This window comes from Micromonospora sp. NPDC051925 (assembly GCF_044548625.1).
Classification (GTDB): domain Bacteria; phylum Actinomycetota; class Actinomycetes; order Mycobacteriales; family Micromonosporaceae; genus Micromonospora.
In genome coordinates this window covers 305,077-317,373 of sequence record NZ_JBIUCH010000003.1, presented here as the reverse complement: position 1 = coordinate 317,373, position 12,297 = coordinate 305,077, and the positions used below count along the sequence as shown (strand labels likewise).

10 protein-coding genes are annotated in these 12,297 nt (G+C 72.7%); 5 read left to right on the top strand and 5 right to left on the bottom strand.

The annotated features are described in order from the left end of the window. Positions 1-50: 50 nt before the first annotated feature. The 4 genes from ACIG87_RS06035 to ACIG87_RS06020 form a co-directional block, all read right to left on the bottom strand. Positions 51-2,303, bottom strand: a complete 2,253-nt coding sequence (locus tag ACIG87_RS06035) for a hypothetical protein (RefSeq protein ID WP_396848641.1) — start codon at positions 2,301-2,303, stop codon at positions 51-53. Between the two features lie 86 nt (positions 2,304-2,389). Continuing rightward, the gene (locus ACIG87_RS06030; RefSeq protein WP_396848639.1) at positions 2,390-2,698 is read right to left on the bottom strand and encodes a cupin; all 309 of its coding nucleotides are present in this window, start codon (positions 2,696-2,698) and stop codon (positions 2,390-2,392) included. Further along, positions 2,695-3,645, bottom strand: a complete 951-nt coding sequence (locus tag ACIG87_RS06025) for an LLM class F420-dependent oxidoreductase (protein ID WP_396848751.1) — start codon at positions 3,643-3,645, stop codon at positions 2,695-2,697. Before ACIG87_RS06025 ends, ACIG87_RS06030 begins: the two co-directional genes overlap by 4 nt. Before the next feature lie 2 nt (positions 3,646-3,647). After that, positions 3,648-4,433: an ABC transporter ATP-binding protein gene (locus ACIG87_RS06020; RefSeq protein WP_396848637.1), complete on the bottom strand. Its 786-nt coding sequence runs from the start codon at positions 4,431-4,433 to the stop codon at positions 3,648-3,650. 263 nt (positions 4,434-4,696) lie between these two features. On the opposite strand from ACIG87_RS06020, the gene ACIG87_RS06015 reads away from it, so the two are divergent. Next, positions 4,697-5,728 (top strand): ABC transporter substrate-binding protein, encoded by a 1,032-nt coding sequence (locus tag ACIG87_RS06015; RefSeq protein ID WP_396848635.1) that lies wholly within the window; start codon positions 4,697-4,699, stop codon positions 5,726-5,728. A 169-nt stretch (positions 5,729-5,897) separates the two neighbouring features. Next, complete coding sequence (locus tag ACIG87_RS06010) at positions 5,898-6,710, top strand: ABC transporter permease (RefSeq protein WP_396848749.1); 813 nt, start codon at positions 5,898-5,900, stop codon at positions 6,708-6,710. A gap of 209 nt (positions 6,711-6,919) precedes the next feature. Here the strand turns inward: ACIG87_RS06010 and ACIG87_RS06005 are convergent, their stop codons facing one another. Next, positions 6,920-8,101 carry an ABC transporter substrate-binding protein gene (locus ACIG87_RS06005; RefSeq protein ID WP_396848633.1) on the bottom strand — a complete coding sequence of 394 codons (1,182 nt, stop codon included), beginning with the start codon at positions 8,099-8,101 and terminating at the stop codon, positions 6,920-6,922. Between the two features lie 280 nt (positions 8,102-8,381). On the opposite strand from ACIG87_RS06005, the gene ACIG87_RS06000 reads away from it, so the two are divergent. Genes ACIG87_RS06000 through ACIG87_RS05990 form a run of 3 tightly spaced genes read left to right on the top strand, consistent with a single transcriptional unit; the run spans position 8,382 to position 12,231 of the window. Continuing rightward, positions 8,382-8,543 carry a hypothetical protein gene (locus ACIG87_RS06000; RefSeq protein ID WP_396848631.1) on the top strand — a complete coding sequence of 54 codons (162 nt, stop codon included), beginning with the start codon at positions 8,382-8,384 and terminating at the stop codon, positions 8,541-8,543. Further along, the gene (locus ACIG87_RS05995; RefSeq protein ID WP_396848629.1) at positions 8,540-11,827 is read left to right on the top strand and encodes a nitrate- and nitrite sensing domain-containing protein; all 3,288 of its coding nucleotides are present in this window, start codon (positions 8,540-8,542) and stop codon (positions 11,825-11,827) included. Before ACIG87_RS06000 ends, ACIG87_RS05995 begins: the two co-directional genes overlap by 4 nt. After that, a complete protein-coding gene (locus tag ACIG87_RS05990; protein ID WP_067313320.1) occupies positions 11,824-12,231 on the top strand; it encodes a roadblock/LC7 domain-containing protein in 408 nt (135 codons plus the stop codon). The genes ACIG87_RS05995 and ACIG87_RS05990 overlap by 4 nt, the downstream gene beginning before the upstream one ends. Positions 12,232-12,297 lie beyond the last annotated feature (66 nt).

Here is a 12,297-nt window from a genome sequence, read left to right as displayed (position 1 = left end):
TGATCACCAGGTATCGGGGTGGGGACACGGTGGGGTTGTCGCGACCGTGATCAGTCGCGGTGGTGGCGTCCGCTGGTGCGTAGTGAGCGTCGGCCGCTCTCCCGTTCCGGCTCGTTGTCGGCCAGGGGCTTGCTCAGGCCGGTGACCCAGTCGACGTACTCCTCGTCCGGCGTCACCGGGTCTGCGGTGGGCTCGGCCGTCGACTCGCCCTCGGCGGGCCGGTTGCGTCGGAACAGCCCTCGCCGGCCCTTGGTCCGGCCGGTCGGCTTCTGCTCGGCATCGCCGGTCGGAGCCGGGGCGACGGGTGGGTCGTCCACCGGGTCGGCGGTGCCGGTGTCGGTCGGCTCCCAGCGGAGGCTGACCGGGCCGGGGGTGCTCGTCGGCTCGGTGGTGTCCGGTTCGGGGAAGGGCAGTGGCGTCCGCACCGGCCCGGGATGGGGGGTGCCGAGCCAGCTGCCCCTACCGCTCAGGTCGGGCAGTTGGTGCCGGGGACGCGGCGTGGACTCGACACCACCGGGCGGGACGTGCCGCGACCCGGCAGCCGGCTCCACCGTCCCACCGGCCGCCCCGACCCCTGCGTCCGCGCTGCCGGGTGCTGCCGCAGCCGGCGGTGAGGTGCCCGGATCGGGGGCGCTCAGGCCGGCATCGGGGCTGGCCGGGGTGGGTACGACGGTGGTCGGTTGCCCGGCGGTGGGGGTCGTCTCTGTGGTGCCGCTCGCGCCGACGGAGGGCTCGGAGTCGGCTCGCCCGGTGGGGACGACCGGGGCATCGGTGTCGGCGGGACGGGCCCGGCGGGTCCGCTTCGCGCGGGGTTTCGGCGGGGACACCGGGTCGTCCCCGGTGCTCGCTCCGACAGCCTCCGGCTGCTCCGCGCTGGCGACCTCGGCCGGGATGACCTCGGTGGGGGTCGGTCCGGTGGGGGTCGCCTGGGTTGCCTCGGTGGGTTGGATCGGGGCGGTCCGGCCGGCCGGCCCACCGTCGGGGCCGAGCCGGGATTCCGGTTCGGTGACGTCGGGCCCAGCCCCTACCTCGGCGGGCGCGAGGGGCCTCGCGCCGGCGGCGGCCCCGTCCGGCGCGGCGGACCGGGTCACCGGTCGGTCGACGGGGGCGACCGGGGTGTCCGGCCAGTCCCAGTGGGCCGGGGTGGGACCGGTGCCCGACGCGTCGGGCGGGAGCCAACCTGAGGCGGGGGCCGGCACCGTAGCGGGGAAGTCGTCGTCCCCGGGCCGCAGGGAGGTGGCTCCGGTACGGGCCGGGCCGACGACGGTCCGGGCGGCGGCGCTCAGGTCCACGGTGCTGGGCTCGTCCGAGACGAGGTCAGCCGAGGTGGCGGTGTCCGAGGTGGTACCGGGTGGGGTCGGTGGGGTCGGCAGCGGCGCGAGGATGTCGGTCGGCTCGATCGCGCCGTCGCCGTCGCCGTCGCCGGCGGGACCGGCGGTGGTGGTGGCGGGGCGGGCGGGCAGCAGCGGCCAGCGCAGCAGGGCGGCGGCGACCGAGCCGAGCGCGCCGGTGGCGACCGCGATCACCGCGCCATAGTAGGGGGCGAGCTGGTAACGGTCCACCGAGTCGCCCGGCCCGGCGGTCAGGTAGGCGAAGGCGAGCAGCACCGGGCCGGCCGCACCGGCGGCACCGCCGATCAGCGGGACGTGCCCCCGCCGTCGGGCCAGCCCGCCGGTCACCGCGCCGGCCAGCAGCGCGACCACGGGCAGCAGCACGATCGCCAGCCGCTGCGCCCGGTCCGCGCCGAGCCAGGCGGGCTCCAGCACCCCCAGGCGTACGGTGCGCAGCGGTTCGGTGGACAGCACCCCCGGCGCGGCCGAGAGCAGCGCGACCAGCCAGAGCGCACCGCCCAGCATGGCGACGTTCCAGCCCAGCGGAGGCCGCAGCAGGACGGCCGAGGCGGCCCCCGCGCCGACCACCGCGCCGGCGACCGCGCAGATGCCGACCGCCCAGACCGGGTCGATGGCGCTCAGCTCGGCGGCCCGTGCGGGCTGCATGCAGAGCGGGGCGACGACCAGCGCGCCGAGCGCGGCGGCACCGGAGATCGCCAGCTGCACCGGGGTGTCCTCCGGCAGCCCTTCGCGGCGGGCGAGCCGGCCGGTGAGGACCGCGCCGACCACGGCGGCGGTCACCGCGAACCAGCCGACCCAGGCGAGCTGGGCCGGCCACCGGTTGACGTCGGTGAAGTCGCCGGTGAGCCGGACGATGCCGAAGCCGTACGCGATACCCAGCTGGCCGGCCCCGGCCAACATGCTCACCCCGAGTGCGGTGAGCAGCAGTCTGCCCCACGTCCGAAAGGCCATGTCGCGCACGTTACGGCCCGGTGCGCCCGATCGCCACTGTGGCGCGGCGCGGCCGGGACCAGCTGTTACCCAAGCTCTACCAGCGGCTACTTGAGCTCCACCAGACGGGCCAGGTAAGTCGTGTCCCCGACATTGGTGAGCATGTGGACGGCCCCGGGGTCCCGGTAGACCACCCCGCCGGCGGGTTCGTCGGCGTCGATCCGGGTGCCGTCGACGGTCTGCACCACGTTCTTCGCGCCCTCGATCGCCACCACCAGGTAGGGGTGGTCGTGCCGGTGCAGCGGCTGCCGCTCGCCCGGTGCCAGCCGGATGTGCCAGACCCGGACCCGGTCGTTCTCGTAGACGATCTCCTGGCCGACCGGGCCGAGTTCGAGGTCGTGGGTCAAGTCGGTCATCGGGTTCCGTCCAGTTGCGGGAGCACCTCGGTGCCGATGAGCTCCAGGTGGTCGAGGTCGTCGAGTTCGATCAGCCGCAGGTGGACCCGGGTGGCGCCGATCGCCGCGAACTGGCCGATCCGGTCGACCAGTTGGGCGGGGGAGCCGACCACCGGGTCCTCCGGCGGCAGGGCACTCTTGACGTGCAGCGGCGCGGCCCGACGCTGGGCCTCCGCGTCGGTCCGCCCGATCGCCACCACGATCCCGGCGGAGAGCACGAGCGGGGCTCGCCCCGAGTCGGCGCGGCCGGCCCGGTCGCACGCCTCCCGTACCCGGTCGTACGCCTCGGCGGTCTCCTCGACCGACTTGAACGGCATGTTGAACTCGTCGGCGTACCGGGCGGCCAGGTCGGGGGTGCGCTTCGGGCCCCGGCCACCGACGATCACCGGCGGGCCGGGCTGCTGGACCGGTCGGGGCAGGGCCGGGGCGTCGACGAGCTGGTAGTGCTCGCCGGTCCAGCTGTAGGTCTCGCCGACCGGGGTACGCCACAGGCCGGTGATGATCTCCAGCTGCTCGGCGAGCCGGTCGAAGCGCTCGCCGACCTTCGGGAAGGGGATGCCGTACGTGGTGTGCTCCCGCTCGTACCAGCCGGCGCCGATGCCCAGCTCGATCCGGCCGCCGCTCATCTGGTCGACCTGGGCGACCATCATGGCCAGCGGGCCGGGCAGCCGGAAGGTGGCCGAGGTGACCAGGGTGCCGAGCCGGATGCGGGAGGTCTCGCGGGCCAGCGCGGCCAGGGTCAGCCAGGCATCGGTGGGGCCGGGCAGCCCGGGTTCGTCCCCCATCGCCCGGTAGTGGTCGGCCCGGAGGAAACCGTCGAAGCCGCCGGCCTCGCACAGCTGGGCGAACCGGAGCTGGTCGTCGTAGCTCGCGCCCCGGTGCGGCTCGGTGAAGATCGCCACCCGCATGGTCATCGTGTCTCCGCCCCTGCTGTCGTCGCCGTCTCGCGCTCCATCAGCAGTTCGTGCAGGTCGGCGCTGACCCGGGCGACGTCCGCCAGGTGGGCGTTGCGGCCGAGGGTGCGGGGTCGGGGAATGTCGACCCGGACGACCTTGCGGATGCGTCCCGGGCGGGGGCTGAGCACGACGACCCGGTCGGCGAGCAGCACCGCCTCGTCGATGGAGTGGGTGACGAAGACGACGGTCGCTCCGGTCTCCATGTGCACCCGTTGCAGCTCGCCGGAGAGTTCCTCCCGGGTGAGCGCGTCCAGGGCGGAGAAGGGCTCGTCCATCAGCATCACCCGTGGCTCGCCGATCAGCGACCGGCACAGCGAGACCCGCTGCTGCATACCGCCGGAGAGTTCGTGCGGCAGCCGCTTCTCGAAGCCGCCCAGGCCGGAGAGTTCCAGCAGCTGCCGGGCCCGTTCGCGGTGCTTGGCGCGGCTCCAGCCGAAGATCTCGGCCGGCAGCAGCACGTTGTCGAGCACGGTGCGCCAGGGGAGCAGGGCGGGCTTCTGGAAGAGCATCGCGACGTCCCGGCGGGGCCGGGTGATCGGGCTGCCGGCGACGGTGATCTCGCCGCCGCTGACCGGCAGCAGCCCGGCGATCATGCGGAGTAGGGTGGACTTGCCGCAGCCGGAGCGGCCGAGCACGGCGACGAACTCGCCCTCGGCCACCTCGAGGTCGATCCCGCGCAGCGCCTCGACCCGCCCGGAACGGCCGTCGAAGGTTCGCGACACATCGGACAGTCGGATCATCGCCGTCGGTCTCCCCTGAGTGGGCGGTCAGGAATCCGACAAGGATATCCCCAGCGTGTCGGGTGCACACTGTCCGGGGTCAAGGTGAGTTGTTTCCGTTCCGCAACCCGATCCGCCTGGTGTCGTGACCCTGGGTGTCTCGTACGCTGTGCCAGCGAAGAGTCCCTTCACGACGGCGGCGTCGGTGCCCCCTCACGCTGGTGCCGCCGGACCGACAACCCCCTCCGGGTGATGCGCCCGGTCGGAAAGGACATGGTGCACTGATGACAAGGCTGACCCGCACGGTCGCCGCGGCCACCCTGGCCACCGCCCTCGCCCTGGTCTCCGCCTGCAGCGGCGGATCCGACCCGGCGGACGCAGCAAAGGGCGGCGACGGTAAGTCGCTGGAGAAGGTGACCTACCTGACCTCGTTCGGCAACTTCGGCCGTGACTCGTACGTCTGGGTGGCGAAGGACAAGGGCTTCTTCAAGGAGGCCGGCTTCGACGTGGAGATCAAGGCCGGTCAGGGCACCAACATGGTCATTCAGACCATCGTCGGTGGCCAGGCCCAGTTCGGCCCGATCGACCTGACCGGCGGCCTGCTCCAGGTCGGCAACGGCCAGGCGAAGGACTTCGTGGCGGTGGCCGCGATCCAGCAGCGCACCATGGCCGCCATCGTCTCGGTCGAGGGCGAGAACATCGCCACGCCGAAGGACCTGGAGGGCAAGAAGCTCGCCGACACCCCCGGCTCCGTCGTGCGCAACCTCTTTCCGACCTACGCCCGGATGGCCGGGGTGGACTACACCAAGGTGACCTGGGTCAACGGTGAGGCGCAGACCCTGATGGGCATGCTCGCCTCCAGCCAGGTGGACGGCATCGGCCAGTTCGTCGTCGGCCAGCCGACCGTCGAGGCGGTCACCAAGAAGAAGCCGGTCGTGCTGCCGTACAGCAACGTGATGCAGGACCTCTACGGCAACGCGCTGATCACCTCCAGCAAGCTCTCCAAGGAGAAGCCGGAGATGGTGAAGAAGTTCACCGCCGCGCTGCTCAAGGGCCTGGAGTACGCCCTGGCCAATCCGCAGGAGGCTGCCGAGATCCTGAAGAAGAACGTCGATGCCACCAACCCGGCGTCGGCCGCCGCCGAGCTGCAGCTGATGGCCGGCTACGTCCGCTCCAGCAACTCCGGCACCGCCATCGGCACCCTGGACAGTGACCGGGTCGCCAAGAGCATCGCGATCCTGCAGGGCGCCGGCGCGCTCAAGTCGAACATCACGCCGGACCAGATCATCGACTTCAACCTCGTACCGAAGGCCTGATCGACACCGACGGTGCCACGGGGGTGCGACCCAGCGGGACGACCGGTGGGCGCACCCCCGTCGCGTGCCGGCCGCCGTGCCGGCAGGAGAGGAGGACCCCGTGACGGACTCGATCCGGACCCGTCCCGTACCCGGTTCGGTCGGCCCGCCGACCCCGCCGGGCGGGACCATCCCGACCATCCCCGCGACGCCCGGCGGGTCACCCTGGTCCCGGGTACGCCCCCCCGGAGCGGTCGGCCTGCCGCTGCTCGGCCTGCTGGTCGCGGTGGCCGTCTGGTGGTCGGTCACCTCCGGGCTGCACCTGGTGCACCCGGCGTCCCTGCCGCCGCCGCAGGCGGTCTGGACGTCGTTGACCTCGACGGCGGACGTGCTCTTCCCGGCGCTGGGTACGACCACCCTGATGACGCTGCTCGGCTTCCTGCTCTCGACGGTCGCCGGGGTGCTGATCGGAATGGTGCTGGCCGCCTCCCGGCGGGCCGAGCGGATGTTCGCCCCGCTGCTGGTGGCGATCAACGCGGTCCCGAAGATCGCGCTGGGGCCGCTGCTGGTGGTCTCGGTCGGCTGGGGGGAGAAGCCGATCCTGACCATGGTGTTCCTGCTCTGCTTCTTCCCGATCGTGCTCTCCACCGCCACCGGGCTCACCACCACCCCGGCGGACCTGGCCGAGCTGGCCCGGTCGCTGAACGCCTCCTGGTGGCAGTCGTTCCGCAAGGTGCGTTTCCCGGCCGCGCTGCCGCAGATCTTCGTCGGGCTGAAGGTGGCGATGCCGCTGGCCGCGATCGGCGCGGTGATCGGGGAGTTCTACTCCGACAAGCCGGGCCTCGGCTACCAGATCCTGCAATACAACGGGATCGGCGACACCGCCACCGCGTGGGCGGCGATCGTGCTGATCGCGGCGATGAGCATCCTGCTCTACTCGGCGTTGTCGCTGGTCGAGCGGCTGGCCCTGCCCTGGGTCCGGGCCACCACCTCGGCCCGCTGACCCCCGCCGGGACAGTCCCCCGAGCCGACCCCACCACCACTGACGGGCCGACCCCCACCGGGGATCGGCCCGTCAGTCACTGACGAACATCCGGGGTGGCCCCACCGTGGCCGGCGCAGGGATCACGCCTCACCGCCCGGAGCCGGTCGCGGTGGGGCCACCCCCACCGCGAAGAACCGCAACCGACAAGCCCGAGCCCACCGGTCCCGTCAGCCCGCCAGCCGCCACCGTCCGCCGCGCGCCACCAGCGTGGTCAGCGCCTGCGGCATCAGGCCGGAGTGGTTGTCCGGGGTCATCCGGATCGGCCCGGAGAGGCCGTCCAGCTGGGACGTCTCCAGCACGTCCCGGAGGCCGTCCCGGTTGACGCTGCCGACCTTACCGCCGGCCCGTAGCGCCGAGTCGGCGACCAACTGGACCGCGTCGGCGGCGAACGAGGAGAGCCCGTTGTAGCCGCCGAACCGTGCGGTGTAGCTCTGGAACCACTGCCGGCGGGCGGCCTTGGCCGGGGTGGTGGCGATGACGTCGTCGATCACCATGGTCTGGGTGAAGATCAGGGTGGCCTGCTCGGTGGCCTGGCCGGCGTTGCCCAGGAAGAGGTCGCCGGCCGCGGCGGCGTCGAAGAAGAGCGACCCGGTGTAGCCGGACTGGTCGGCGGCGGTGGCGGCGAGGGCGGCCTGCTCCGGCGGGGTCCAGATGATCAGGCCGGCGGGGTCACGGTTGGCCAGCCGGCGGATCGGTGCGGCGAGTTCGGTGTCGGTGGTGCGTACCGCCTCGGCGCGGACCCGTTTGATGTTGGTCTTGCGGAACTCGTCCTCCAGCGCGGTCAGGCCCTCGCGTCCGTAGTCGTCGTCGCTGTGCAGGACGCCGACCTCGGTGATCCCACGCCGCCGTAGCTCGGCGGTGAGCGCGGCGGCGCTGTCGGCCGCGTTGGGCGCCAGCTTGAACATGTACCGGCGTTCGGGGACCGGGCTGGCCACCGCGCCGGACGGTGCGAGCGCGATCGTCGGGATCTTCCGCTCGTTGACGGTGCGGACGGCGCCGACGGCGCACTCGTTGCAGCCACCCATGATGATGGCGTTGACCTTGGGGTCGTTGCTGAAGTCGCCGATGTTGCGCAGTGACTCGCTGGCGTCGGACCGGTTGTCCTTGACTGCCAGCTTGATCTTCCGCTGGCCCAGGGCGCCGGAGGAGTTCAACTGCTCGACCTTCAGTTCCAGAGCGCGCTGGTACGCCTTGCCGACCGGTGCGGCGGCGCCGGAGAGTTCGAGGTCGGCGGCGATGGTGATGGGGCTGTTGTCCTCCTCTGCCGCGCCGAACGAGCAGCCGGTGAGCGTGGTGGCCAGCACGGCCGATGCGAGCGCCACGATAGTCGCGGAGCGGATGGGGCTCAACTCAGTCCTCCAGGTGCGGCGTGGGGCGTGCCCGGTCACCGCCGCTAGTCCGTCCTCAGTGGAGAAACGGGATTGGGTGCCGTACGGTGTGCGCGAAAGCCTGCAAAACCTTGCCAATGCGGGGGCGCTGCGGTCAAGCGCGGAGCTGTTGGCGGTTTCGGGACGCGAATCTCACATTGTGGGGACATCAGATATTTACCCATGCTCACTCATCAGAGGCGTACGAACACTCTGGAGTGACATGCCCTGTTCAGGGGTGGCCTGCTAATGAGGGCAAAAGGTGATCGGCGCGCTGGTCGGCCGATTCCTGTCCCGCTGCGGCTTCCCAAGCAGGATCTTCTCTGATGAAATCGCGGCCGTGCCGCGCATGGCGCTGTCCGTTGCACCAGGCGCGGGTCGGCGGGTCAGGCGTGTGGAAGATACGACGGAGGCGATGTCGTGAGCACCGGACCGACGACCCTGCCCGAGCCAGGCGAAAGCGCCGGACATGAACGGCAGCGTCGACTGCCCCGGCTGCGGGATGCGCGGATTCGATCCAAGCTCGCCCTCATTCTGGTCGTACCGGTCGCCGCGGTCATCGCGTTGGCAACAATCCGACTCGTCTCCACTACTGAGGGTGCGGTCGACGCCACCCAGATCCGGTCGTTGACCGCGCTCTCCATCGACGTTTCCGCCCTGGCGCAGGATCTGCACAAGGAGCGGATGGCCGCCGCCGGCTATCTGGCCAACCCCCAACTGCGTCCGGACGCCTACAACCTGCGGGTCCGGGCCACCGGCGAGCGGATCAACGACTACCAGGCCGAGCGGGCCGAGATCGGCGAGGTCCCGGCCGCCGTGCGGGACCGGCTCAAGGTGATCGACGACCACCTGCGGACGCTCGACGCGACCCGGCAGGAGGTGCTGGACCGCAGGCAGATGCCGGTCGCCGAGGCCACCCTGCGGTACGGGGTGATCCTGACCGACCTGGTCTCCTACGGCGACACCCTGGCGCAGCTGCCCGGCCAGGAGAGCCTGGCGGACGCCCGCCGCGCGGTGGCCTCGTTCGCCCGGGCCAAGTCCGCCGTCGCCGAGGAGGAGGCGGTCGCCTACACCGCGCTGGTCAACGGACGCCTGGACGAGGAGCAGTTCTCCTCCTTCGTGGCGACCCTGACCAGCCAGCAGGAGGCGTTGCTCGCGTTCTCCCTCGCCGCCGACCCCGCCCAGCGGGCGTTGGTCGACAGCGCGGTCTCCGGTGACGCCGTCGGGCTCGCCGACCGGGTGGCCGCCGACATCACCCGCTCGGTGGGGCAGCGCAGTCCGGTCAGCGCCGGCGACGCCAGCGCCTCGATCGGCGCGGTCAACGACCTGATGCGGTGGACCGAGATCCAGCTCCAGGACACCCTGCTCGCCCGCTCCGAGCAGGCCCGCAGCGACGTCATCCAGCAGGCCGTCATCGAGTCGGCCCTGGTGCTGCTGACCCTGATCGTCGCGATCACCCTCGCGGTGGTGCTGGCCCGCTCGCTCAACCACTCGCTGCGCCGGCTGCGTGAGGGTGCCCTCTCGGTGGCCAACCACGACCTGCCGGACGCGGTCAAGCGGTTGCAGAACATGGGCAGCGTCGGCGACGGCGGTGTGGAGGAGATCGTCCGGCAGGTGCGGGATCCGATCCGGCTGACCAACCGGGACGAGGTCGGCCAGGTGGCCCTGGCCTTCAACGTGGTCCACCGGGAGGCGGTCCGGGTCGCCGCCGAGCAGGCGGCGCTGCGGACCAGCGTCTCGGCGATGTTCCTCAACCTGGCCCGGCGCAGTCAGACCCTGGTCGACCGGATGATCGGCGAGCTGGACGCCATCGAGCGCGGTGAGGAGGACCCGAAGCGGCTCGCCCAGCTCTTCGAGCTGGACCACCTCGCCACCCGGATGCGTCGTAACGACGAGAACCTGCTGGTCCTGGCCGGCGCCGACTCGGCCGTGCCGCGACGCGACGACGCGCTGCTGGTCGACGTGCTGCGCGCCGCCCAGTCCGAGGTGGAGCTCTACAACCGGATCGAGTTCGGCACCGTCGACACCGACATCTCGGTCGCCGCCCACGCGGTCAACGACGTGGTGCGGCTCGTCGCCGAACTGTTGGACAACGCCACCCGCTTCTCGCCGCCGACCACCACCGTGGTCGCCGACGGCCGGCGGATCCGCGACTACGTGCTGATCCAGATCGAGGACCGGGGACTCGGTCTCACCGACGAGCAGCTGGATTCGCTCAACCGCCGGCTCGCCGCCCCACCGACCGTGGACGTGGCCGCCTTCCGGCTGATGGGTCTCGCCGTGGTCAGCCGGCTCGCCAGCCGGTACAGCATCCGGGTGGAGCTGCGCCGCAACGTCGAGGGCGGCACCGTCGCCCAGGTGACGCTGCCCAACGCCACCGTCGTGCTTCCCGCCCACCGGGGCCGGGACCAGGCGATCAGCCGGCCGCGCCAGCCGCTGGCGGTCGAGCAGCCGACGTCCGCGCCGGCCGGCCTCGGCGGAGCCCTGAACGGGGCCCGTAGCGCTGCGGCGACGCTGAACGACCAGTGGCGTACCGCTCCGCCCGCGCCTGCCCCCTGGCAGCCGCCGGTGGACGCCCGGGACACCGCTCCCGCCGTGCAGTTCGGCGGCCCGGTCTCCGCCCCGCCGTTGACGCCGGTCTCCGCTCCCTCGGCCGACTCCGGGTTCAACGCCTTCTCGGCCGGCAGCCCCACGGTGGCGAACCCGACCATCGACCCGCTGCCGAGGCGGGCCGCGCCGGGCGAGACCGCCCCGGTGCTCCCGGTCGGTCCGGTCGCCGGTGCCCAGGCCGCCCCCACGGCGGAGTCGTACGGTGGCCAGGCAATGCCGTTCGCCGGTGCTCCTGCCGCGACCCCGTACGCGGGTGCCCCTGCGGCGCAGCCGTACGCGGGTGCCCCCGCGGCGACCCCGTTCGCTCCGGCTGCGGCGGGGTCGTTCGCCCCGGCCGCGCCACCAGCCGCGTCGTTCGCCCCGGCCGTGCAGCCGTACGCCGCCCCCGCCGCTCCGTACGCCGCCCCGGCTGCCTCGTACGCCCCGCCGGCGCCGGCCGCGCCGGTGGTGGCCCGACCGGACCGGCCGGCCGACTCGCCGATCTTCCGGGAGATGGAGGCGGTGTGGTTCCGGTCCCACGGGGACGACGCCACCGCGATCTTCACCCGGCCCCGCTTCGACGAGGAGCCGCCGGCCGCGCCGCCCCGGTCGAACGGCGCGACCAAGCCGTCCCGGCCACCGCTGCCCACCCGGGTACCGGCCGCTCCCACCGCGGCCGGCACCCCGACCGTCACGCCCGCCTCGGCCACTCCGGAAGCGCCCGCCGTGACCATCCCCGAACCGCCGGCCGCTCCCGTGCCGCCGGCGTACGGCACAATCGACGCGCCGACCGCGCCGTTGACCGCCCCCGAGGCCCCGGCGGCTCCGGCGGCCGGCGATGCCGACGCCTGGCGGACGGCGGCCGATGAGGGGTGGTCCCGGGCCACCCAGGCGGCCGAGCCGGCCAACGCCGGCACCACCCGTTCCGGACTGCCGAAGCGGGTGCCCCAGGCCCAGCTCGTCCCCGGCGGAATCGAGCCGAAGGGCGGCCGGGACCGCAGCCGTCGTACCCCCGACGAAGTACGCGGCCTGCTCTCGGCCTACCACCGCGGCGTGCAGCGCGGTCGTACCGCAGGCGCGGACGTCAACAGCACCTCGACCAAGGAGACGAACCGATGAACAGGCCAGCTGCCATGCAGGACATGGGTTGGCTGCTCACCAACTTCGCCGACAGCGTGGCGGGCATCGCCCACGTGGTGGCGGTGTCCGCGGACGGGCTGCTGCTCGCCTCCTCGCGGGACCTGCCCACCGACCGGGCCGACCAGCTCGCCGCGATCACGTCCGGCGTGGTGAGTCTGACCGAGGGTGCTGCCCGGATGTTCAGCGCTGGCGGGGTGCTGCAGACAGTGATCGAGATGGACAGTGGCTACCTGTTCCTCATGTCGATCAGCGACGGCTCGTCGATGGCGGTGCTCGCTGCCCGCAGCTGCGACGTGGGTCAGGTCGGCTACGAGATGGCGTTGCTGGTCGAGCGGGTGGGCGCGGCCCTGGTGCCGCTGCCCCGGGACGCCGTGCGCTCGTAGCCACGGCGATGGGTGAGGCCGGGCGCGACCGCGCCCGGCCACAGGGACGAAGTATCCGGGCCGGAC